Here is a 21955-nt window from a genome sequence, read left to right on the forward strand (position 1 = left end):
TCAGTCCGCGATCTTGGTGAGGGAGGATGGTGCCAGGCGCTGCGCACCGGCCATACCGACAGCGACCAAGGCACCATCGGCTGTGTTTGTAGCGGCGGTCAAAGGAAGTCCTTCGGATACTGCGATTGATTGGAAGCGCAGGTTTGTAAGCCCGCTTCTCAGAAGGATGCCGGCCTGATTAACCAACAACAGGCTTTGCCCCGCGATGCGAATTGCATTTAGGGAGGCAGGAACAGGGTTGTCGACAGACTGGAAGCTGATGCCACCGTTATCGGAGGAGAAAAGCTTACCCCTCAGACCGCCGACCAGAATCCGCTTGTCTGGAAGTATCGCAGCGGCAAAATAGCTACCCTCATAGGGCCCTTGCAGAGCTTCGAAATTGACGCCGCTGTCGACGGATCGCAGCAGCAAACCTCGTTCACCAGCGATGATTATTTCATCGCCATTACGCGCCATTGAATAAAGATGCAACCCTCGTGGATTTGGAATATTGCTCATCCAAGACTGCCAGGTTTTGCCTCCATCGCTAGTAATCAGAGCAAGACCGTATGCCCCAAGAACCACACCGTGCGTTGCATCTGCAAAGTTCACCGCCAGTAGAGGCTTGTCCGCACCGTCATCTGACAACCTTTGTGCTACAGCGATACGCTTTGCATCTCCAGAGCTTTCAGCGGCTTGCAACTCAATGGCGGCCGCTTGCTTTCCGTTTAGCTGCAGTTGCCAGCTTTCACCGCCATCGCCGCTATACAGCACGACACCAGAGTGCCCCACTGCCCAGCCATTACTGGCGTCGACAAATTGCACGCTAGTCAAAGTAGCACTGACGGGACTCGCAGACTGTCGCCAATGCTGGCCATCATCATCTGATAGCAGTACAACTCCGCGCTCGCCAACTGCAACCAGCCGCGAGCCGGCCCGATTAATGTCCAGGAGCACTGCATGGAGTGCTTGAGATCCGAGCACGGCCTTTTGGGAAAGGACATCTACCGTATCTGCTGCCCGAACTGGCAGCCAGGCGCAGCTTATTGCCACGAGCAAACTGGAGACTATCTTCTTCATCGCACACAACCTTTATTGTTCTTATTTGAAGCAGGCGAGGCTTACGCCCCGCCAAAATCACCGGACGCCTTCGCCAGCCATCGCGTCGGCGGTGAAAACCGACTCCTTATAGGGGGGGACGATGCGAAATTGCTCGCTCTTCCCGGCAAAAACGTCACCGACAAACCATGTACCGGAGAGCAGGTCGTAAAACCCGGTAGTGACTGATGCCGTGCCTGGGAGGTCAGGCAGAGCAACTGGCGAAGTCCACAAGACTTTTGCGAGCTGCCCCCGGGCGTCGTAGCGATCACCTAAAACCGCAGTCCAGGTATCCTCGTCGAGGTAATAGGTACTCTTTGGCATGACGTGCCGTGCTCCGTTCTTCAGGGTGGCCTCTACTACCCAAACACGATGCAGTTCCCAACGCACGGCGTCGGATTTCATGTGGTGCTCATCGAAAAGTGCTTCGGGACTGGAGGCGGTGAATACCCGGTTAGAGTTGTATGGGATATACATTTCTTTTTTGCCAACCAGCTTCCAGTCGAAGCGGTCAATTCGGCCGTCATACACAGTCAATTCGTCGAAACTCATCACCCCAGCGGTCGCAGGGGTAGGGGTGTCGCAACAGGCGTTAGGAAGACGACGTACTCGACGCTGGCCAGGCAAGTAAGTCCAGCCTGAGGAGTTTTCGGCGTTGATATTCTGTAAACCTAGAATCGCCTCTCCGGCGCGCAGCGGAGGGCCGTCGTTTGTCATCCGGATTGCCCAGTACACACCTTTGCTACTGCTGAAGTCGGGGAGGTACCAAGGCATTTGCTGGTCTGCCCGGGAGTCGTTAGTCAGTACATGCTTTCCATCGGCAGTGGTGAGGTACTGAGTGAAGTTGGTGTGCCACGAAGCTCCGCGCCATCGCAGGAGATGGTTCCAGATGGCTTCTTCACCATTCTGGGGGATTGGGAACGGAATACCGCCGGCAGCATTTTCAGGCATGGGGCCGGCCGGGCCATTCACTAGCTTACCGCCGGTGGCATTGGCGAAAGTTGCATCGTAAACCGACTGCGGGGCAGCGGCACTTCGATGGGTGGGGTACACCACGATTTTGTAGGTGTTCGGGTATTTTTTCAGCATGGCCTGGATGCCAGGGGTCAACTTATCAGCGTACTGCGCCATGTTCTGAGCCGTAATGGTCAGTTGTGCCTGATCGGCCGCGAATGGATCGCTGCGTTTACCACCATCCTTGAATGAGGGATCGGGTTTAGTGAGGCCGCCTTTCCACTCGGGAATGCTACCGTCGGCATTTCCTGCGCGCTCCGCTCCGAACGGAGTTAGCGTCGACCTCAATTTTGCCGCTTCATCCACGGACACTGCGGCCATTACCCCGTGTGCAAATAAAAGGGAAGCACTCAAGGTTGTAAGCAGCGATACAAATTTCTTATTGTTTATCATCGGATAATCCTCGATCAGAATGTGCGGCCGACAGTGAAAGCAAGGAAGTCGCGGTCTTTAAGCGACTGTTCGAAGGTGTAGTTATTTTTGGCGTCCAGAAAGGTATTTTCCGGGCCGTAGTAGTGCGTGTATGTCAGTCCCAAATTCCAGGTATTCAGGTAATTGCCTTTAAGCCCGATGTTGAGGTCGCCCCCATGATCAGCACCGAACCCTGAACCTAAGGCTTCGGAAGCACCGTTTGTGTAACTGGCTCCGATCGGCACAGACAAATCCAGGCCTGGCAGGAATTGGCGATACATAGGCTCGTAAACAAGACGAAGACTGGTTGCGTCGCGGTCTGCATTTGGGTCAATAGCGTCTCGATTTTTACTGACGCTCATGACTCTGTTCCAAGCAATTTCACCGAGGAAGCTGGCTTCCGGGATGAGGAAGTTTGGCTCGAGGCTGGACAGCCAGGATAGGTTCGCGTGCAACGTTTTCCCTGTCGCATACAGGGGAGAATCGTCGTTGTTGATCGACTCGTCTGGGGCAAGGGCGTGTTGATTGGTTGACGCCAGAGGCTGGTTCCAGCGCGCGGAGACTTCGCCAGCAATGTTGTAGTTGCCAACAGTGGTCGAGAAGCTTGCGCCCAAAGACTCAATACCTTCCGGATAAACCCAATAGTACTCGCCGGCTTTGCCCGACTGAGAGTTCAGATTAGCGAAATCCGGACGGACATTAAGCTGAGGGGTCTTATCATGGAAGCGGATGGCGTAGAAACCCCAGTCCACCGATTCGGTGCGCCAGCGAAGTTGGACACCGCCTTGTCCGGAGTTTTTCGCGTCTTTGTCATTGCCGTGATAAAGAGCTAACGGTTGGGCGCCCGGAAACAGCGGAGAACCAATGAACAGACGTTCGTTGCCGTCTCCGAAAGTGTCAATGGTCGAGAAGTAGCTGCCGGCGGCCGGCAGACGGTTAGCCTCCCACTCGAATTGGTAATACGCGCCGATCGATACATCCTGTGTTAATTGGAGCTGCCCCGAGATCTGTTGGACTGGGCGAATCAGCTCCTTGAACTGAGTATTCGGTACCGACAAGGCCTTGACTGCATCGATGGGCGCCATACCACCGGCGATACCATTCATCCCGTAGAAGAGACTTTCACCCCACTGCATTGCGTACTGACCAACACGGCCTGAGGCTGGCATGTCCCCGATATCGGTTTTGCCGAAAAGAAATGCATCCAGCAGTTCACCCTTACGACCATGCAGAGTGCGGGTATCATCGGTGAACTCGTCATAACTAACGGAGTAACTGTTAGCACGGGTTGGATCGTTATTGTCCGTGCCGCTATTGTAGACGTCGTCGTACCATGCAGCTCCGCTCAGGCGAGCTCCAACGTTTTTGTACGAGATGTCCATTTCCGAGAGCAAATCCAGACGATTGGATATAAGCCCCTTATCGAAGTTGCGATCACCGTCATCCAGATTGAGCGCGGTTTGGCCATTTATCAACTTGTCACTCTGACCAGTTGTTCGCCACGCCGCGCTGTATTTCAAGGTGTTATCCCAGCGCGCTCGAAAATCGGGATTCCCCGTATCAAATTCGAATGCGTGAGCATCAGGTAATCCCGCGGTGATCGCTAACATGGTTATAGCGAATGCAAGAGGTTTGAGTGGTGGGAACGGCCGAGTGGGTGCGCGCTTGCGAGAAAGCATTTGAGTCACCTCATTATTTTATTGTTTTTTTAGATCAGTGTTGGTTTGCGAGCGAGTGCGCCAAAGGCTCGGCGCACTGTCGCGGTATCAAACAAGGCGTGCGGTGAACTCCAACTTTTGCTTAACCCGCGCAATGCGATTGAAGTCATGGACTTGTTGCAAATCTTTTTTTCAGTAAATAGGGGCTTCTCGTTACTTAATTTGTATTAATTGTTTTGGTGCGTAATACATTATTTCTGGGAGTCGTCGTATATAGGCATTTCTTCAGCGACAACTGAAAATGAATTAATTTTATCAGCGAACTCTAACTCAAGTCCAAAAATATGCTCTAGCGCAGAGTGTTTTTGCTGGAATGTTTCTAAAGCCTCATAGCTTTGGAACCAAGTTTCGATGACTCCATCGTAGTCCGACGCGGTTCCAAAAGGGTTGCTGGCCGTAGGCAACGCACTATTCCACACATGAGCCGTGACATTTTCTTCATAAGCTCGGCTGGCGATGAGTGCTTTTTCGTAATTTTTTAATCCTATCAAAAACTCTTCAGGTGATATCCCCTCTTTGCGTTTTACAAAGTCGAACGTTTTGATCTTCGCTGGCTCGTTTGTAGCCGCAATCGATATATTGTAATATTTATTTTCTTCATGAGCTGCTAGAATAATAAGCTTGCTCAGATCATTGAAGCGCGCTTCGTCAGGACGAACTATTTCCGCATAGCTCGGCGCAGACATCAGATTTAAAAACATTTCATTACTATCAAACCACAGTTCGATGACCGAATCGCGCGTCTCGAGGTGTGGATAAACGGTATTGATTGGGGCGAGATCTTCCTTTAATCGAGTGTGATTCTGAACGTACTTGCGGACATATTGATTGATTCCGGGAATGCTCTGCACTAGGGGAGCATGGACGTTTGATAGGTGGTTAAAAAACTGTGCTCGGGACATCGAAGGGTGCTTGGTCGAAGACAAGATGACCTTGAGTGGTCTCGAACTGGCTACGCGTCCGTTATTTTCAGGATCAACGCTCACTGCCGCTGGCAAAGCTGCCTCTTTGGCAGAGCTCCGCTGATCACGCTGCGGATTTTGGGTAGGCGTTTCGAGTAGTAAATCGGGTTTTATTGTTTTCAAGATATTCACCTATTGTCAATTCCTACCTGATGATAGCCGAGCCGGAGCTACATTTTTGTCTAAAAGCGCACTGATATTTGCCTGTTCTTTATCCCAAACCCACCCAGAAACTGCGGCGAGCTCAGGCGCGGCTGTCGCATCGAGCGTTACGAGCTGAGTGGTATTTTTTTAATTTTACTATAAGACATCAAGGTGGCTATGAAGCCAGAGGTGATTAAGGCTAGGGCATATGCCACTTGATTGTTGCGCTATTTTCGAACAATCTATTCAAAGTTGAGCAACTATCGATATTTTTGCTGTGTATGGATGATTTTTTGCGCTTTTTTTAATCGGTTGTCTCGGTCGAAAATATGGCTAATCGAAAGTTGTATATTGAGATGATCATGATTGAAGTCCGTACCTTTGCCCAACTTAGCGGCGCGAATTGCGAATGGCTGAATGCCAAGCCGCACCTCTCGTTTGTTTCCAACTACGAGATCAAAGGGAGTAGCTGGGACAGATGCATTTCTGGAACGTGTTGGGGAACCCGTCCATTCCCGCGTGGCGAACTGGTCGGTCTAGCTGCCGGGCCACGAGCCCATTGATCCCACACTGAAAGAGGAAGGCAATAGTGCAACAAGACAAAGAACAAGCCTGCGAGCAGCTTATCCGCAGTCTTGAAAATCAGCGTTTCCAGGCGGTTATTGACGGCGACTTCGATCAATTTGAGGCTCTAGCGCACCCAGAACTCGCCTACGTGCATTCGAGCGGCACAGTCGACACGCTGAGTAGTTACCTGAAGAAATGCTCCAGCGGCTGGTATGTTTACAAGTCAATCGATCACCCAGTCGATGAAATCCGCGTGTATGGCGAATCCGTGTTAGTCATCGGGGAAATGAACGCCGAAATGATCATCAACGGCGAGGCGCGTTCGATGCGCAACAAAAGTCTTGCTGTATGGGTGAAGCTGGACGAGCATTGGAAGTTGGCCGCCTATCAGGCCACGCCGATCAAAGCTTGATCCTCGGCGGTGCCCAACAGGTGTGCCGCCGTTCATGCACTGACTGAGCGGTTCAGTGCAGGCATAATTTTGCCAATTTTCTCCGACAGGTACTCCACTAGCACTCGCAAACGGAATGGCACGTAAATGTTGCTGGGCAGTACAGCATAAATTCCAAGAGGCGAGGGCTCGTAGGCTTCCAGCACGGCCTTGAGTTCCTGGTTCAGGATGTGTGGTGCAACGATGAAGTCCGGGAGCAATGTGATGCCCAAGCCTTTTACCGCTGCCTGGGCCATGGCATCGCCATTGTTCGACTGCAGCACGAAGGTGGGGTAGAACAGCTCCGGCTTGCCATCTATGGAATACGCCCACGGGCGATTGTTCACCTGGGGGGAATAACCCAGGCACGCATGACGGCTCAAGTCGGCCGGGTGCTCAAGTGCTCCGTGCTCAAGCAGGTAGGAGGGCGAGGCGACAGTGAGCAGACGTGCTTCACCGAGCTTGCGAACGATCATAATGGGATCAAGGTAGCTGGTGATCCGGATCGAAAGGTCGATGCCTTCTTCAGCCAGATTGATCGTCCGATCGCTGAAGTCCAAGGCAAGACGGATATCGGGATACTCCCGTTGAAAATCCATCAGCAGCGGTAGCAACGTACTGAGGCCGAAGCTCAATGGTAGGCTGATTCGCAGGCGTCCACTGGGTGTGTGCCGCTCTTCCATAACCCCGGATTCTGCCTCTTCCAGCAACGACAGAATCTCTCGACATTTCTCCAGGTAAACCAGTCCCGCAGAGGTGAGTGAGACGTGTCGGGTCGTGCGCACCAAGAGCTTGGCACTGAGGAATTTCTCTAGGTTAGCGATTTGGCGAGTGACCATAGAGCGTGCAATGCCGAGCTGCGAAGCAGCAGCAGAGAAGCTTCCGAGTTCGGCTACCCGTGCAAAGACATTCATGGCTTCAATGCGGTTCATTGTTTACTCCGGGGTGAACAGACATTTCCGCATTGTCTACTTTTTAGCACCAATCATTGGCGGTAGAGTGGCTCCTGAATCGACAGCTGTAAAGCTCGGCTGTAGAGAGACCTGTACCGTGAACACGCATTACACGAAAATCGCTACCGCCTTGCGCCGGACTATCGCCGTCATGATTTTGGGTCTAATCGGCCTTGCCTTTTACATGCATACGGTCTCGCTGGCTTTGCTACATTCATAAGAATAAAAGAATGGAGTTGTTCAATGGATCAACTACTGAGCATTGAGGCATTTGTTCGTGTCGCTGAGACCGGCAATTTCGCGCGTGCTGCGAAGCAGCTTTGTGTGACGCGTTCCGTGGTCACGCACCGCATTCAACAGCTGGAAGCGTTCATAAAAGCTCCGCTGTTTCACCGCAGTACACGCCATGTCCGGTTGTCCGAGATAGGTACCAATTACTATCGAGAATGTGCCGATATGGTCGCAGGGTTCAATGCCCTGACCGAGCAGATGCGCGATCAGCGCGCCAAGCCCGTCGGCAAACTTCGGGTGCAGATGCTGCCCGGTTTTGCCATCAACCATTTCGGCAAATTGCTTGCGGAATTCACGACGCTCTATCCCGATATCGAACTCGACGTCATCGTCAATGACCGCGTCGTAGACCCGATTGAGGAGGGGTTTGATATCGCCTTCCAGATGTTCGCGCCTCAAGCCGAAGCACTCATCGAGCGCAAGCTGTTCAGCGTCCGTAGATTGTTCCTCGCCACTCCTGGCTACCTTGAGCTGAACGGTGTTCCAAAGCACCCAGAAGACCTTCTGAATCACTGTATCGCATTGTATGAGGGTTACCCGACCCGCAACCGCTGGCACTTCCATCACTGCTCGGGCGTAATCGAACTCAGCCTGCCTGGCCACATCCGTTCCAATTCCGTGCACCTGCTCAGGGATTACGCCCTAACCGGCGAGGCGCTGGTTTGCCTGCCCACGCTGGTTGCTAGCCCTGATTTGCTCAGCGGGCGCATGGTGCCCTTGCTCACGGACTACCCACTTACGTCTTTCAACTTCTCGGCAGTGTTCCCGGCAACCCAGCGCAACGCGCTAAAGGTGCGCACGCTCATTGACTTTTTGGTTGAGCGCATGGCAGACGACCCTTTCTGGGATAAGCCTTTGCTTGAAAAAGGCTGGATTCGCTAGGACTTAGGGCCGGCCAAGAGGGGCTCAAGCGCGCGCGTCTCGGTTGTTTGGATTTCGCAAACACTGAAGTCGGTGGATGTGGGATTGTTGGTGATCCTTATGGGATTTACCTTTGACTCACGAATACAACAACAAAGGTAATCCGACATGAGTGCTGCCTATCGCACTGTCTTCGGTTCTCTGGCGAACTACCGCAAGGGCACCATCGAACTGATCAAGGGTGATGCCCGTCATTACGCGTTTTCCAACGTCTTTGAGGTCGCCGATAAGTCGGCCCCCTATGAAAAGGTCATCGTTGGCCTGAACCTGGGCTATGTGATGGAGGTGCTCCGGGCCGAGGGGCGCTCGCCGTGGTTCACCTGTGCACATGATGAATTCGCAATCTGCATGGACGGCGATGTGCGCATCGACTTCCTCAAACTCGATCAGCCATTCGAAGGTGCCGAAGGCACTCAACTAGCGGGAAGTGAGCCCCAGGGGCGCCCCATGGGCTACGTCATTCTGCGCCGTGGCCACCAAGCCCTGCTGCCAGCAGGCTGCGCCTACCGTTTTGAAAGTCCACGCCCTGGCGTGATCCTCCAGCAGACTATTCAAGGCTCTCTCTCTGTCGAGAAGTGGGCAGAAATCTGCCTGAAGTAATCCGACTTTTAATGACTAAGGAGAACGCAACATGGCCATGCTTGAGACCGCAGAACACACGCTTCCACTGCTCGAAGAAGTAGATGCCAGTTCGCCCGACGCTGTTACCGGCTATCGAACCTTCCGCCTAGGCGCTTTCACCATCTCCCGCGATGAATACTTCGCGCGTATCGAGTGGCCGGCCAAGGGCCAAGCCCGTTCGCACTTGATCCCGGCAGATGCATTCCTGCGTGCGCTGATGCGTGACGTTGCTTGGGGCTTCTTCTACGGCTGGGTCAACTTTGACTCCGTGATTGGCACCCAGAACCACTACGGCAAAGTCGACCTGTACGCCGGCGCCTTCAACGGCGTGCTGCGCGCTGCCGGCGTTGACTACGTCGAGCAGTTCGAAACCCCGAAGATCATGGCAACCTTCAAGGCCATCCTGCGTGACTGGACGAACGAAGGCTTCGATCCATTTGCCGCGCCGGAGGAAACCGGTAGTGCATTCGGGCGTAAGCACGGCGACAACATTGAGGCCATCGAGCGCTTCCGCATTGCTACAAAGCGCATGCCTGGTCTGCCCGGCGATTCGCCGCTGCGTAACGACCTGCCGGTCAACCGCCATTTTGAAGATGTCGTTCAAGATGAACCTGAGGTGCACGTCGCCGCCGGTTTTGAAGGGCAGCTGCATGCCTTCAACCTATTCAAATACTTGTCGCGCTCTGACGTTACATGGAACCCATCGGTCAGCTCGGTCTGCAAGGCCAGCTTGTTCTGTCCAACCACCGAGGAATACATCCTGCCGATCTTCCACGGCAATGACCGTGTTGAGTGGTTCCTGCAGATGTCGGACGAAATCATCTGGGATGTGTGTGACAAGGACGACGGTAATCCGCGCGCTCGTTTGACCATGCGAGCCGGCGACATCGCCGCCATGCCTGCCGACATCCGTCACCAAGGCTACTCCACCAAGCGTTCGATGTTGATGGTGTGGGAGAACGCCACCCCGAATCTGCCTCAGCGCTACGAGAGTGGCGAACTCAAGCCATATCCCGTCGACTTCTAATTTTTTCGTTCCGTCGAACTTTTTGAACCACGCCGCAGCCCTTGCGGCGTAGGGAGAGTTATTGCCATGCAAAACCAACTTTTCATCGATGGACGTTTTGTACCTGCCATCAAAGGCGGCGAAATCGATGTGATGAGCCCCCTCGACGGCTCGCTGCTCACTCGGATCGCTGCCGCCGAAGCGGAGGATGTTGATCTGGCTGTTGCTGCTGCGCAGCGTGCCTTCCCTGCCTGGGCAGCGCTCTCGCCGGCTGAACGCGGTCGTTTGCTGCTCAAGCTAGCTGATGCCATTGAAGCTAATGCCGAAGAGCTGGCACAACTTGAGTCGCGTGACACCGGTCACCCTATCCGCGATTCGCGTAACCTGGATGTGCCACGCACTGCCGCATGCTTCCGTTACTTCGGTGGCATGGCGGACAAGATCGAAGGTTCGGTGATTCCTGTCGAGGCGGGCTTCCTGAACTATGTCCAGCGTAAACCGATCGGGGTGGTGGGGCAGATCGTGCCTTGGAACTTCCCGCTTATGTTCACCAGCTGGAAAATGGGCCCGGCTTTGGCAGCGGGTAATACCGTTGTAATCAAGCCGTCCGAGATCACACCGTTGTCCACGCTTCGCATCGCCGAGCTCATGAAAGAAGTCGGCTTCCCAGACGGTGTCGTTAACGTGGTGCCGGGTTTCGGTCATACAGCTGGCCAACGGCTGGCTGATCATCCCGACGTGGGCAAGATTGCCTTCACCGGTTCGACGGCCACTGGTAAAAGGATTGTTGAGGCGTCCAAGGCAAATCTCAAGCGTGTTCAGCTCGAACTGGGCGGCAAAGGCGCAAATATCGTCTTCGAAGATGCCAATATCGACGCTGCAGTGAATGGGGCAGCTTGGGCCATTTTCCACAACCAAGGCCAAGCCTGTATTGCGGGCTCTCGTCTGATGCTGCACGAAAGTATCGCCGATGAGTTCCTGGCAAAATTCATCAAGCTAGCCGAATCCATCCGCCTGGGTGACCCCATGGATCCGAACACCGAGATGGGCCCGCTGACGTCAGCCCTGCACCGTGATCGCGTCCTTTCCTTTGTGGCTATCGCCCAGGAGGAAGGAGGGAAGATCCTCACCGGAGGCCGCGCGCCAACCGCACCTGGTCTGGTGGATGGATACTATGTCGAACCGACTGTCGTTGAGGCCCTGCCGCACCACCGAGTGTCGCAGGAGGAAGTGTTCGGGCCGTTCGTGACGGTGATGCGGTTCTCTACTGACGAAGAAGCACTGGCCATCGCCAATGGCACTGCCTATGGCTTAGGCAGCGGTCTGTGGACGCAGAACCTGCAGCGTGCCCACAAGATGGCGTCCAAGATTCGCGCCGGCATGTGCTGGATCAATTGCTACAAGCGTGTTAGCCCAGGTAGCCCGTTCGGCGGCGTGGGGCAATCAGGCTATGGCCGTGAGATGGGCTTCGAGGCCATTCATGACTACACCGAGGCGCACTCGGTCTGGGTCAACGTGGATGCAACTATCCCACCGCACTACAAACGCTGAGGTCGCCATGAAGTCTTTTACGTATCAAGGTAACCCCAGCCGCGTTGTGTTTGGCACAGGTGCGCTGCAGAAATTGGCGGAAGAAATCGAGCGCCTGGGTGCAGAGCGCGCACTCATTCTCACTACTCCAGAGCAACGGGACTTGGGCGAGGAAATTTCCCAACTGATTGGTCAACGCAGTGCTGGTGTATATGCAGAAGCGGTCATGCATGTGCCATTGGAGGTTGCACAAGCGGCTTGCGCGGAAGCTGCCAAACGTGGAGCAGATTGCTGCGTGGCGGTCGGTGGCGGCTCCACCATTGGCCTGGGCAAAGCAATTGCGCTGGACTCCGGACTGCCGATTCTCGCGGTGCCGACGACGTACGCTGGCTCGGAAATGACGCCCATCTGGGGCCTGACGGAAAACCGCCTGAAGAAAACCGGGCGAGATAGCCGTGTCCTGCCAAGGACGGTGATTTACGATCCTCGACTCACCCACACCTTGCCGGCTGAAATCTCTGCCTGCTCCGGCATGAATGCGATGGCCCATGCAGTGGAGGCACTGTATGCGCAGGATGCGAATCCTGTGATCAGTCTGATGGCTGAGGAATCCATTCGGGCCCTGGCCAATGCGCTACCTGCGGTAGTGGCTGACCCTCATGATGCATCGGCGCGCGAGGAGGCACTTTACGGCGCTTGGCTGGCAGGCATCTGCCTGGGGGCGGTTGGAATGGCGATCCACCATAAGCTCTGCCATACCCTGGGCGGCACCTTCAATCTGCCCCACGCCCAAGCTCACGCGATAATGTTGCCGCACTCAGCCCACTACAACCGAGAGGCAGCAGCCTCCCAGCTCAGGCGCGCTGCGCGCGCATTGGGCGGCGTGGAAGCGGAGGAGGTCGGGCCTCTGATCTACGAGCTGAACCGTAAGCTGGGAATCCCATTGGCATTGGAAGCCGTTGGCTTCCCTGTCGAAGGGCCGGCTGAAACGGCGAGGATTGCGTGCGAAAGTCCTTACTACAACCCGCGACCATTTGAGCGTGCGGCGATTGAGCAGATGCTGCAGCGGGCAAGGTCGGGTATGGCACCCGCCTGACGTATTCACCTTTTGGCGCAGGCTTCCATGCGGAGAGCCTGCGTCTTTTTTTATCAGGGAGCCAATAACAATGAAACAGACCCCTGCAGAAGAGACGATCACCGAAAAGGCGGTCGCCAGCTTCAGTACGACACCAGATGCCAGGCTCCGCGAAATAGTGCAAAGCCTCGTTCGCCACGTTCATGCGTTTACTCAAGAGGTGGAGCTGAGCGAGGAGGAGTGGCTGGCGGGAGTGCGCTTTCTGACCGCAACTGGCCAGATGTGCGATGGCCTGGTGCGCCAGGAATTCATTCTCCTGTCGGATGTGCTCGGGGTGTCGATGCTGGTCGACGCTATCAACCACCGAGCTCAGCACACGGTTACTGAAAGTACCGTGTTCGGGCCGTTCTACATCGAGGGCATGCCTGATCGTGAGTTTGGCGAGAACATGGCCTTCACACCAGGTGTTCCAGCACTGGTGACGGGCAAGGTCACCGACGCTGACGGTTCCCCTTTGGCAAATGCGACCCTGGATATCTGGCAGACCGCTACCAACGGTATGTACTCCGGCCAGGACACCGAACAGCCGATTGGAAATCTGCGCGGGCGTTACCACACTGATGAGCAAGGTCGTTACGCCATCCGTACCGTGGTACCGGTGAGTTACCCGATTCCCACCGATGGCCCGGTTGGGCAACTTTTGTCAGCCACTGGCCGGCATCCTTGGCGTCCTGCTCACCTGCACTTCATGATTGAGGCTCCGGGGTATCGAACCTTGGTGACACACCTGTTCAATCACGACGACCCTTATTTGGATTCCGATGCCGTGTTCGGCGTGAAAGATTCGCTGCGGGTTGCCTATAAGCCGTGCGAGTACAACAACCCCCTGGCCAAGACGTTTGGCTTCAAAGTGGCATTCCAACACGCGACCTATGATTTTATCTTGCCCAGGGTGCCATCGTGAGTCAGTACTTCGCCGTTTTCGCCACAGACAAACCTGAGCAGTGGCAAGTTCGAGATCGCGTGCGTGCGGCCCATCGGCACTACCTGCGCAACCCTTCACCGCATTTTGTCGTGGTCAGGCTTGGCGGGCCAACCCTGGAATGTACGGGTGGGAAGATGAATGGCACGCTGCTGGTAGTCGAAGCCAACTCGGCTGAAGATGTTCAAGCCTTCCTGGCGGATGATCCCTACATTCAGGCTGGCATCTTTGAGCAGGTGGTGGTGAGACCCTGGAGCTGGGGCCTGGGCAACCCGGAGCTATGTTGATGACGGGCGTTCAACTGAATCTCTGCCGGCTGGATGAAATCCCTGAGGGTGGGGCAAAAGCGTTGGCGACAGTTATCAATGGAAAACAGCAGCCTTTGGTAGCGATGAGACGAGGTGAGCATGTTTGGCTGTACCGCAACTGCTGCCCTCATTTCTCTGTGCCGCTGGATTACAACCCTGGTGAATTTTGCACCTACAAAAACCAGCTCATCATGTGCGCGCACCACTCGGCGATGTTCCGTTTCGAGGATGGCCTGTGTGTGGATGGCCCCTGCGCCGGTGCGCGTCTCGAAAGCGTGCCCTGCAAGATTGAAGGTGATGCGCTTGTCATGCTTGAGTGCAACGCTGTCATCGTGAAGGTCGGATAGCAAGACCCAGGCGTTCGGCGCTGCTCGCCAGGCGGCGCCCCACCACAGAGTCCACAGGACTCCATGAAGAACCTGGCGATCATCTCTGAGGGGGCGCTCCATTTCTGCAGCCAGATCGTTGATCAATTCCTGAAGTGCGTCGCAGGCGTCACAATGCTTTGCCATTGCCGCCTGCAGCCAGTCACGGCAACAATACACCCCGCACCGACTTTTCGTACAAAACCTACTACATCACAGAACGGCTGGTTTTTTGAATTGCTGCTGAATTTTACCGCTTTCGGGCAGGGTCAATATGACCAGAGCCGACAGCACGAAGAAACCCGCGCAAACAAGAAGCCCTGCTGCCAGGCTGTAATAAGTTGCAATCCCGCTCAGCAGAATAGGAGCAAGTGCTGCGACGCCTCTTCCGGCGTTAAAGCAGAAACCTGCACCCATGGTACGAACTCGAGTGGGATAGAGCTCGCTGAAATAGGCTCCGAAAATGCCGGGGAAGGCCAGGAAGAATGCGTACACGGGCCCAATCCAGAAAAGGTATTCGCTGTTGGAGGTGAAGATGTAGATAGGTACCAACATTGCTGTAAGTAACAATGAAAGTATGATGCTCCTGCGTTTACCAATCTTATCTCCTACGTACCCGAAAAAATTCAGACCGAAGAAATTTCCGAGATTCAGCATTGCCATAAAGCCTGCCATTGCGCTCAGGCTCAAACCACGATCTTGAACAAGGTAAGTAGGAAGCCACGTGCTACTGCCCCAGTAACCGATGAGTGCGAGGCTTGCAGCCAGCGTACCAAATACTGTCGAGTGCCGAAGTTCTCCAACAAAAATTTCCTTTATCGATACCCTTTCAGTTTTGTCGCAGCGTTGTGCTTTCTGAGTGATCCAGGTTGGAGATTCAGGTACCCAGAAATAGATGTACAACACCGGCAAAATTACTGCAATACCCGACCACAAGAACATCGTTCTCCACTCGGGCAGCAGAAATTTGGCGCCGAAAGCGGCAACCATAGCCCCAATCGGAAATGCGCTGACAACAAAAGACGTAGCGCGTGCGCGCTGGTGCGGCGGCCAGGTTTCCACTACATAAGTGGAGACAATGCTCCACACTCCACCTAGTCCCAATCCTGAAAGAAACCGCAGGACAATCAGTACGTAGAGATTGTCCATGCTGCTGATCACAGTGGTAAGAACACCGAACGTGATTAACGAGGCGAGTAAGGCGTTGCGTCGCCCGAAGTTATCAGAATACCAACCAGTGGTAATGCTGCTAACGCCAATGCCCAGTAGTGTGGCTGTGGCCAGCATCGCCGCTTCGTTGATACTAAAGCCAAGGTCTTTGCTGATAACGGACAGTGACAGTGATAATAGAATAATTTCCATCGCATCGAACAAATAGGCAATAAACCCACCAATCAGTACGTGCCATTTTGAAATTTTAGCCATGATATTTATCTCTTTATTGTTTTGGGCTTGAGTCGGAGGGCTGATAAGTAAACTCTGTGCCCGCGCCAATTTTCAGGCACCTAAAAATGATAGGTCGTTTGCAGCCAGAGGCGATCACCTGCGGCTCGATTTTCGACTTTGGTTTCGTGCTGCCACTTCAGAACGAAGCCAACTCCCGAGTTCTGGTATTTGACCGACGGGCCCACGGCGAGCACTTGGCCGCGGTTTCCATTTGGAGAGACGGACTCGCCATGTTGCTCATCGTCAGTCAGCTGCTTATAAAGATAGCCATTCAAGCCAACCTGCCATTGTTTATCGACATTATAACCAATGTTGTAGTCCGCAATGAATTCCTGGCCCGATTTGTAATGGGTAGCCGAGTTTTCAGTGTTGACGATGTATGCGATCTTGGAGCTGATTTCTATATCCTTGAGAGGATAGGCTGTAAATGAGTACCACGGTGCATATGACCATGTGTTTCGGCCCGGATTGAATAAATTATCCTTATCGTAAGCGCCTATCGGAGCATAGAGCTCAAGTCCTGTCATTTGTTGGACGCGGGGTGAACTCCAACCCAGAATTATCGGTACAATCGTCAAATCGCCGATCCCCTGTTCCTTGTCACTACGATGCACTTTGCCCACTGGGGTATTCACATCAAAGCTGATGTCGCCTTTAATCATGGGCAAGGCTAAGCGACTGGCAAGTTTAGCTCCCAGGAGTGTGTAGTCCGTATAAACGTAATCCATACGAACAGAAATGGCTTGGACATTGATATCAAAATCATGAACGCCGGCTTTGCGATTACCCGAATCATCCAGGGTCTTGTTAGCTTGATAGTCGGATAAGTAAAGAAACCCGGTCAGTCCCGGCGGCGGCATTCTGCCGGCTAGCACGGTGTTAACGCCCAGGGGATAGACCGTTCCTCCTCCTTCGGTTGCATACGAAGACTGCGTGAATGACAACAATCCGAGTACCAATACGCTATTGAATAGCTGTATTGTTTGTGGTTTTGCTGCAAGGATACTATTCATATTGAAATGCCTATTATTTTTATGGTTTGCAAGTACTTAGTGCGAGCACGCTGACGAAAGGTAAATGTAGGGGAGTGGGTAAGTCGTAATTTAATAAGAATTGTTTACGGCGGTTTTCTCTTTAATCGCCATCGACAGTTTCTTCAAATGGACGGTTTTCGCAATTTTTATCAAGATGAATATCAAATATATTCAGGGTCATCGCTACCAAAGCGTAATAGCCCAATAGGCCCGTTAATTCGACGACTCCTGCCGTGCCAAAGTGCATTTCCGCATCCTTATAAAGCGCGGTGTCAACTCTGCGGGTGCTGTACAGGCCTTGAGTGACGCGGTACACCAACTCTTCATCCTGCTCTACGAAAGGAGGTGGTGCGCCAGCTAGAATCGCATCGATAACATCACTCGAAATACCATTTTTTCTGGCGATGGGCTCATGAATCTGCCATTCCGCCTGCGATCGCCACCAAGCCGCCGTGGTTAATATTGCAAGTTCTGTCAATCGTGTAGGTAACTGCGTGTCGTAACGACAGAAGGCACCTAAATGCTGTGCCCGATTAGCCAGTTCAGGGCTATGAATCCAGGCCAAAAATGGCCCGTCAAGGTTCCCCCTTGGCCCTTGCAGGATTTCTTGCAATACCTGTTTTTGCTTTGCGTTGAGATCTGCCTCAGGCAGGACGGGCAACCTGGATCCATTACTCATAATTAACTCCCGGTGATTATCAAGCAGGTTCTGACAGCGTTCTGAGGGTGCTTTCAACCAATTCGGTTTGCGCACTGATGGGGGCACCCGCCTGCTCTCGGCGGCCAATTTCCAAAGAGTTATCCACGACTAGCCGGCAACGTGGATAACGGCGTTCCATGTAGCGCTGCAACGCGAGCTCAATCGCATCACCCTTGGCAATTTCCTCGCTCAAAACGATTCCATCTTCGACCGCCATGCCTGCGCCAGAGGCCAGTTGAGGTGTGGTCGGATGTGCAGCATCACCGATCAACAGAACTCTTCCAAGATACCAGGGCGCCGGCAAGACTAAACCCTGCAGTGGTCGCATGATGATTGCAGACTCGACACTAAGTTCTTCGCGTAAGGCGCCGATTACCCCACCATAGGGAATTAACAATTCACGTAGTCGAGAGTGAAGCTCTGATTCGCTAAATCGTTTTGCAGAGGGCGAATTCTCCAAGAGGAACATGTACATGTGCTTGTCAGACACTGGACTCAGTCCAACTTTTACGGGCCCCCCAAGAAAGTAATGTCTGCAGTCAATCTCTGAGGGGCGAGGTGCTACAAGTCGCCACGCATTCTGCCCCGTGAAAAACACTTCGGGTGCATGTGGGAAAATTAACTTTCTGACTTTGGAATTGATGCCGTCAGCCCCAATGACTAAGTCGTACTGCTCAGTGCGGTTATCGCTAAACACTACATTGGCATGATTTAACGCTTGATCGAGAGAATTTACTGTGATTCCCAGTTGAACGTTTACACCACTGGAGAGGGTGAGTTCGGAAAGTATACGATGCAGGTCTGGACGCATAATGCCTCCACTTCCACATACGTTAGAGTCCGCAGGCATTGGGGTTGGCAATTCTCTTAGCTGCTTGCCTGAAATATCGCATACTCGAATGCCGTGCCCCGTGTATGCGATGGCTTTCACTTCTTCGTAAATGCCTAGCTCCTGGAACGCGCGTAGGGTAGGGCCGGTAATTGTAATGCCTGCGCCATAGACTCGCCAATTGGGATCTATTTCCACTAGATCAACTTCGATACCAAGACGAGCCAGCGATATTGCGCTCGCCATCCCTCCAATACCTCCTCCTACGACAAGTGCTTTTTGTATCGCGCTCATGAACCTGCTCCTATAAAGATAGCGGCGAGGTTACCCCGACGATGGCACGGTAAATTGATTCGCTTAGCAGTCGAAATTGTTTCTGCATGCGCAGGGTCGAGTTGCGCTGATCTAGTCAAAAAGCAATGCGGACAGGGTAAAGATTGCGTGTATTGCAGTTAATACCATGGGCGCTCACTTTTGAATTGGAAAGATAGTAATGAGCAACCAGCCGCTTACTGACTTCAATGTACAAGGGCGTCCGAAGACACTGGCTGAAGTCAAACTTTGGATGAAGGATCGCCTGCAAAAACGCGTACACCCCCTGAACATGCTTGACTCTGATGAGGGCCCGCTATTGATCGATAGCCTCACTGGCCTTGATGGCGCCGCTTGGGCCGCCGTCTGGTTGAAGGCGGGGAATACTGTCGTTGAACAAGCCAAGGGAGCAGAGGCCTCGGGCGATAAGGAGCTGGCAAGTGCTCTTTACATGAAGGCCAGCGGTTTATATTTCCTCGGTCGCTTCCCATGCCCAAACCACCCCGATAAGGAACGTTGTGCTGGACTGGAGCGTGAGACTTACCTGGCGGCCAGTCGTAGTTGGAAAGAGCCGATTCGACGAATTGCTATTCCTTTTGCAGGTCGATCGGATGAAGGAACGGAAGTCATTGGCTATCTGAGAAAACCTGTAGGAATCAAATCACCACCCTTGGTCATCATGTGGGGAGGTGTCGATGCATGGAAAGAGCAAATGACGGCTGCGTGTAATGCTTTTCTTGCAAAAGGCGTGGCCACCCTGGCACTTGATAATGCTGGTACCGGCGAGTCTCCTGTAAAAGGCGTCGTCGATGCTGAGCGACAATTTTTAGCGGCATTGGATTGGGCTGCAGAGCAGGAAGATTTGCAAGGTGATCGAGTTGCCTTGTTGGGGCGCTCGTTTGGAGGATATTGGGCCACGAAACTGGCTCACACTGCCGCCTCTAAAATAGCAGCAGCCGTCAACTGGGGAGGTGGTGCGCATTATATGTTCGAGCGCTCATGGGTTGAGGCTTCGCGATACCCAGACAGCTATCTGATGGAGCTGGTTGAGACTCGATGCCGCATGCTGGGAGCAACCAGTGATGAAGAGTACATCGCAGGTTTCAAGCAACTGTCACTTCTAGATCAAGGCCTCCTCGATCTTCCGAGTGCTCCTTTGTTGCTGGTCAACGGGAAACATGACCGTCAATGCCCAATTGAAGATATCCAACTGCTCCTCGACCATGGTTCACCAAAAAGCGTTCGTCTGTTTCCTGGCGGACATATGGGCAACACCCCGCAGACATTGCCAACCATTGTGGACTGGGTTGTGAAGCACTTGGGGGTCACCAAATGAGCTCGAGCAACTGGCAACAAAATATGCCCACCCCCGAAGCCTACAGGATGAATCGAGTGCTGTTCGACGTGCATCACAAGCCCGATCATTTGAAGCGTTATTTACAGAGTCCTGATTTGTACATGGCCGATATCAATCTCGGCGTGGAGCAACGTGACGCAATTCGTGATAACGATATCGGAGCCATGTATCTCGCGGGCGTCAACCCTTATCTGTTGCGTGCCCATTGTCTGGGCTTACATATTCCAGAGCATGAGTTTCTGGCATCACTGCGTAAAATCAAAGGGGACGTCAACAATGGCTGAGCTCGTAGGTATATTCGCGGCGAGTCATACACCGGTGATGCTCAACTTTCCCGAGGCTATTCCGGACGATCAACGTCTGGAGATCTTCGACGCCTTCAAGTCACTCGGTCGGCGCATTCGAGAGGCTCGTCCAGATATTCTGGTAGTCATTTCGGACGATCACCTTCACAACTTTTTCCTTGATAACCTGCCTCCATTTTGTGTTGGGGCAGCGGATAGCTACGCCACTCCGATCGAGCATTGGTTAAAGGCACCGAAGCGCCAGTTGCGTGGCGCACCTCAATTTAGCGCCCATTTGATCTCGACTGCTTTCGAAAACGGCTTCGATCCCTCGCTTTCGATGGATCTCACGCTGGATCACGGCGTACTCACACCGCTTGAGCTGTCAGGGCTCTCTGGTGAGGTTTCCATCGTTCCACTACTGGTAAATTGCGTGCAGCCACCCTTACCAACCATGTCGCGTTGCCTGCAATGGGGTGGGTTACTCAGGCAGGCCATCGATAGTTTCCAAATGCCTGTGCGCGTGGCGATCCTAGCGACAGGAGGCATTAGCCACGATATCGCGACACCACGCATGGGCCTGGTGAATGAAGCATTTGATCGCAGGTTCCTCGAATTACTAGAGGGCAACGATAATGAAGCGTTGCTCAAGCATGCGGCCGAAGAAGTGCATACCGCAGGTAACGGGGCTGAAGAGATCAGGACTTGGCTTATAGCTCATGGTGCGGCGCAAGGTGTGCCAGGCGTGCGGACGTTCTACCAGGCCGTTGCCAATTGGTACACGGGAATCGGCTTGATGGAGTGGGCTTGCGAGGAATATCAAAATGACCAGTAGGCCCCTTCCGGGAGTATCTATCGAGGGGGATGCTTCTAAACCGACATTGGTTCTTCTGCATTCAATCGCCACCAGTAGCGAAATCTGGAAGCCGCTGACGCCACTCTATACAAGTGCGTTTCATGTGGTCTGTATTGATATTCCGGGGCACGGAGACGCGCCGCGGCTCAAAGTAGCCGCCGATATGAAACACTATGCCGATTACGTACATGAGGTACTTGAGACTTTGCAGTTGCGCCCTCAAGCGATGCTCGGAATTTCTCTAGGCGGAATGATCGCCCAAGCTTTTGCCGCCACGTCAGAGAGTTTGCAGGCTGTGGTCTTGGCAAATTGCTCGAACTTTACCCCCGAGCCCGTCAAGCGGCTTTGGGATCAGCGTTTGGCGAGTGCTGAACACATGGGGATGGAGGGACAGGTTGAAGCAACGTTGGAGCGGTGGTTTACACCAGGATTTTCTTCCAGGTCGCCACTGTGCATGCGGTGGATTAGCAGGCTGATAAGAAACACTTCCATTGATGGGTATGCCGACGCCATTCGTGCGATACAAGCATTGGATCATCGACAATCGCTTAAGTCTTTGGAGCTTCCAGTATTAGCAGTCGCTGGTCTCCACGATCTTGCTGTTCCCGTTTCGGTGGTGCAGACCATGGTTGCGGGGTTGCCACGCGGCCAATCGCTTACGCTCGCTGATTCTGCACATCTAAGTTGCGTCGAAACACCGATAGCGTTTGCTGAGAATACCGCTGAATTTTTACTCGATGTGTTGAGGTAATAAAGCACCGT

The 21955-nt window shown here is 53.4% G+C and carries 22 protein-coding genes; 13 read left to right on the plus strand and 9 right to left on the minus strand.

The features are described from left to right. The 4 genes from DYL59_RS06705 to DYL59_RS06720 form a co-directional block, all read right to left on the minus strand. The gene (locus tag DYL59_RS06705) at positions 1 to 1059 is read right to left on the minus strand and encodes a WD40/YVTN/BNR-like repeat-containing protein (protein ID WP_135288464.1); all 1059 of its coding nucleotides are present in this window, start codon (positions 1057 to 1059) and stop codon (positions 1 to 3) included. A 57-nt stretch (positions 1060 to 1116) separates the two neighbouring features. Next, positions 1117 to 2484, minus strand: coding sequence for a DUF1329 domain-containing protein (locus DYL59_RS06710; RefSeq protein ID WP_135288465.1), 1368 nt, complete (start codon positions 2482 to 2484; stop codon positions 1117 to 1119). A gap of 14 nt (positions 2485 to 2498) precedes the next feature. Then, on the minus strand, positions 2499 to 4181 hold the full coding sequence (locus DYL59_RS06715) for a DUF1302 domain-containing protein (RefSeq protein ID WP_135288466.1): 1683 nt from the start codon (positions 4179 to 4181) through the stop codon (positions 2499 to 2501). A gap of 230 nt (positions 4182 to 4411) precedes the next feature. Beyond that, positions 4412 to 5314 (minus strand): EthD domain-containing protein, encoded by a 903-nt coding sequence (locus DYL59_RS06720; protein WP_135288467.1) that lies wholly within the window; start codon positions 5312 to 5314, stop codon positions 4412 to 4414. A gap of 601 nt (positions 5315 to 5915) precedes the next feature. Between DYL59_RS06720 and DYL59_RS06725 the strand changes: the two genes are divergently transcribed. Further along, on the plus strand, positions 5916 to 6305 hold the full coding sequence (locus DYL59_RS06725; protein WP_135288468.1) for a nuclear transport factor 2 family protein: 390 nt from the start codon (positions 5916 to 5918) through the stop codon (positions 6303 to 6305). Between the two features lie 32 nt (positions 6306 to 6337). On the opposite strand, the gene DYL59_RS06730 is transcribed toward DYL59_RS06725, so the two are convergent. Then, positions 6338 to 7255, minus strand: a complete 918-nt coding sequence (locus DYL59_RS06730) for a LysR family transcriptional regulator (protein ID WP_135288469.1) — start codon at positions 7253 to 7255, stop codon at positions 6338 to 6340. Positions 7256 to 7519: 264 nt separating this feature from the next. Here DYL59_RS06730 and DYL59_RS06735 point away from each other — a divergent pair, with 264 nt between their 5' ends. The 8 genes from DYL59_RS06735 to DYL59_RS06770 all read left to right on the plus strand — a co-directional run bounded on the left by DYL59_RS06735 (position 7520) and on the right by DYL59_RS06770 (position 14357). Next, on the plus strand, positions 7520 to 8449 hold the full coding sequence (locus DYL59_RS06735; RefSeq protein WP_135288470.1) for a LysR family transcriptional regulator: 930 nt from the start codon (positions 7520 to 7522) through the stop codon (positions 8447 to 8449). 147 nt (positions 8450 to 8596) lie between these two features. After that, on the plus strand, positions 8597 to 9088 hold the full coding sequence (locus tag DYL59_RS06740; protein ID WP_135288471.1) for a cupin domain-containing protein: 492 nt from the start codon (positions 8597 to 8599) through the stop codon (positions 9086 to 9088). Positions 9089 to 9119: 31 nt separating this feature from the next. Further along, positions 9120 to 10136, plus strand: a complete 1017-nt coding sequence (locus tag DYL59_RS06745; RefSeq protein WP_135288472.1) for a hydroxyquinol 1,2-dioxygenase — start codon at positions 9120 to 9122, stop codon at positions 10134 to 10136. Between the two features lie 66 nt (positions 10137 to 10202). Beyond that, on the plus strand, positions 10203 to 11666 hold the full coding sequence (locus DYL59_RS06750) for an aldehyde dehydrogenase family protein (protein ID WP_135288473.1): 1464 nt from the start codon (positions 10203 to 10205) through the stop codon (positions 11664 to 11666). A gap of 7 nt (positions 11667 to 11673) precedes the next feature. Then, the gene (locus DYL59_RS06755; protein WP_135288474.1) at positions 11674 to 12741 is read left to right on the plus strand and encodes a maleylacetate reductase; all 1068 of its coding nucleotides are present in this window, start codon (positions 11674 to 11676) and stop codon (positions 12739 to 12741) included. A 70-nt stretch (positions 12742 to 12811) separates the two neighbouring features. Then, positions 12812 to 13684, plus strand: a complete 873-nt coding sequence (locus DYL59_RS06760) for an intradiol ring-cleavage dioxygenase (RefSeq protein WP_135288475.1) — start codon at positions 12812 to 12814, stop codon at positions 13682 to 13684. Continuing rightward, positions 13681 to 13989 carry a YciI family protein gene (locus DYL59_RS06765; RefSeq protein WP_135288476.1) on the plus strand — a complete coding sequence of 103 codons (309 nt, stop codon included), beginning with the start codon at positions 13681 to 13683 and terminating at the stop codon, positions 13987 to 13989. Before DYL59_RS06760 ends, DYL59_RS06765 begins: the two co-directional genes overlap by 4 nt. Continuing rightward, the gene (locus DYL59_RS06770) at positions 13989 to 14357 is read left to right on the plus strand and encodes a Rieske (2Fe-2S) protein (RefSeq protein ID WP_135288477.1); all 369 of its coding nucleotides are present in this window, start codon (positions 13989 to 13991) and stop codon (positions 14355 to 14357) included. Before DYL59_RS06765 ends, DYL59_RS06770 begins: the two co-directional genes overlap by 1 nt. A gap of 231 nt (positions 14358 to 14588) precedes the next feature. On the opposite strand, the gene DYL59_RS06775 is transcribed toward DYL59_RS06770, so the two are convergent. From DYL59_RS06775 to DYL59_RS06790, 4 genes are all read right to left on the minus strand, one after another. Continuing rightward, on the minus strand, positions 14589 to 15800 hold the full coding sequence (locus DYL59_RS06775) for an MFS transporter (protein WP_135288478.1): 1212 nt from the start codon (positions 15798 to 15800) through the stop codon (positions 14589 to 14591). 80 nt (positions 15801 to 15880) lie between these two features. Further along, positions 15881 to 16834 (minus strand): SphA family protein, encoded by a 954-nt coding sequence (locus DYL59_RS06780; protein ID WP_135288479.1) that lies wholly within the window; start codon positions 16832 to 16834, stop codon positions 15881 to 15883. A 121-nt stretch (positions 16835 to 16955) separates the two neighbouring features. Beyond that, a complete protein-coding gene (locus tag DYL59_RS06785; protein WP_135288480.1) occupies positions 16956 to 17534 on the minus strand; it encodes a carboxymuconolactone decarboxylase family protein in 579 nt (192 codons plus the stop codon). Between the two features lie 19 nt (positions 17535 to 17553). Further along, on the minus strand, positions 17554 to 18678 hold the full coding sequence (locus DYL59_RS06790) for an FAD-dependent oxidoreductase (protein ID WP_135288481.1): 1125 nt from the start codon (positions 18676 to 18678) through the stop codon (positions 17554 to 17556). 199 nt (positions 18679 to 18877) lie between these two features. Between DYL59_RS06790 and DYL59_RS06795 the strand changes: the two genes are divergently transcribed. The 4 genes from DYL59_RS06795 to DYL59_RS06810 are packed head-to-tail and all read left to right on the plus strand — an operon-like array spanning position 18878 to position 21944. After that, on the plus strand, positions 18878 to 20032 hold the full coding sequence (locus DYL59_RS06795; protein ID WP_135288482.1) for an alpha/beta hydrolase family protein: 1155 nt from the start codon (positions 18878 to 18880) through the stop codon (positions 20030 to 20032). Continuing rightward, positions 20029 to 20337, plus strand: coding sequence for a subunit of meta cleavage enzyme (locus DYL59_RS06800; RefSeq protein WP_135288483.1), 309 nt, complete (start codon positions 20029 to 20031; stop codon positions 20335 to 20337). Before DYL59_RS06795 ends, DYL59_RS06800 begins: the two co-directional genes overlap by 4 nt. Next, positions 20330 to 21172, plus strand: a complete 843-nt coding sequence (locus tag DYL59_RS06805) for a DODA-type extradiol aromatic ring-opening family dioxygenase (RefSeq protein WP_135288484.1) — start codon at positions 20330 to 20332, stop codon at positions 21170 to 21172. Before DYL59_RS06800 ends, DYL59_RS06805 begins: the two co-directional genes overlap by 8 nt. Next, complete coding sequence (locus DYL59_RS06810; protein WP_135288485.1) at positions 21162 to 21944, plus strand: alpha/beta fold hydrolase; 783 nt, start codon at positions 21162 to 21164, stop codon at positions 21942 to 21944. The genes DYL59_RS06805 and DYL59_RS06810 overlap by 11 nt, the downstream gene beginning before the upstream one ends. Positions 21945 to 21955 lie beyond the last annotated feature (11 nt).

The organism is Pseudomonas kairouanensis (assembly GCF_004682055.1).
Classification (GTDB): Bacteria; Pseudomonadota; Gammaproteobacteria; order Pseudomonadales; family Pseudomonadaceae; genus Aquipseudomonas; species Aquipseudomonas kairouanensis.

Excerpts from the sequence above, each read along its gene's own strand:
- DYL59_RS06705 (WP_135288464.1), bottom strand. The coding sequence starts at position 1,059 with ATGAAGAAGATAGTCTCCAGTTTGCTCGTGGCAATAAGCTGCGCCTGG.
- DYL59_RS06800 (WP_135288483.1), top strand. The coding sequence starts at position 20,029 with ATGAGCTCGAGCAACTGGCAACAAAATATGCCCACCCCCGAAGCCTAC.
- DYL59_RS06755 (WP_135288474.1), top strand. The coding sequence starts at position 11,674 with ATGAAGTCTTTTACGTATCAAGGTAACCCCAGCCGCGTTGTGTTTGGC.
- DYL59_RS06770 (WP_135288477.1), top strand. The coding sequence starts at position 13,989 with ATGACGGGCGTTCAACTGAATCTCTGCCGGCTGGATGAAATCCCTGAG.
- DYL59_RS06805 (WP_135288484.1), top strand. The coding sequence starts at position 20,330 with ATGGCTGAGCTCGTAGGTATATTCGCGGCGAGTCATACACCGGTGATG.
- DYL59_RS06710 (WP_135288465.1), bottom strand. The coding sequence starts at position 2,484 with ATGATAAACAATAAGAAATTTGTATCGCTGCTTACAACCTTGAGTGCT.
- DYL59_RS06745 (WP_135288472.1), top strand. The coding sequence starts at position 9,120 with ATGGCCATGCTTGAGACCGCAGAACACACGCTTCCACTGCTCGAAGAA.
- DYL59_RS06780 (WP_135288479.1), bottom strand. The coding sequence starts at position 16,834 with ATGAATAGTATCCTTGCAGCAAAACCACAAACAATACAGCTATTCAAT.
- DYL59_RS06810 (WP_135288485.1), top strand. The coding sequence starts at position 21,162 with ATGACCAGTAGGCCCCTTCCGGGAGTATCTATCGAGGGGGATGCTTCT.
- DYL59_RS06775 (WP_135288478.1), bottom strand. The coding sequence starts at position 15,800 with ATGGCTAAAATTTCAAAATGGCACGTACTGATTGGTGGGTTTATTGCC.
- DYL59_RS06760 (WP_135288475.1), top strand. The coding sequence starts at position 12,812 with ATGAAACAGACCCCTGCAGAAGAGACGATCACCGAAAAGGCGGTCGCC.
- DYL59_RS06730 (WP_135288469.1), bottom strand. The coding sequence starts at position 7,255 with ATGAACCGCATTGAAGCCATGAATGTCTTTGCACGGGTAGCCGAACTC.
- DYL59_RS06750 (WP_135288473.1), top strand. The coding sequence starts at position 10,203 with ATGCAAAACCAACTTTTCATCGATGGACGTTTTGTACCTGCCATCAAA.
- DYL59_RS06740 (WP_135288471.1), top strand. The coding sequence starts at position 8,597 with ATGAGTGCTGCCTATCGCACTGTCTTCGGTTCTCTGGCGAACTACCGC.
- DYL59_RS06790 (WP_135288481.1), bottom strand. The coding sequence starts at position 18,678 with ATGAGCGCGATACAAAAAGCACTTGTCGTAGGAGGAGGTATTGGAGGG.
- DYL59_RS06715 (WP_135288466.1), bottom strand. The coding sequence starts at position 4,181 with ATGCTTTCTCGCAAGCGCGCACCCACTCGGCCGTTCCCACCACTCAAA.
- DYL59_RS06735 (WP_135288470.1), top strand. The coding sequence starts at position 7,520 with ATGGATCAACTACTGAGCATTGAGGCATTTGTTCGTGTCGCTGAGACC.
- DYL59_RS06785 (WP_135288480.1), bottom strand. The coding sequence starts at position 17,534 with ATGAGTAATGGATCCAGGTTGCCCGTCCTGCCTGAGGCAGATCTCAAC.
- DYL59_RS06795 (WP_135288482.1), top strand. The coding sequence starts at position 18,878 with ATGAGCAACCAGCCGCTTACTGACTTCAATGTACAAGGGCGTCCGAAG.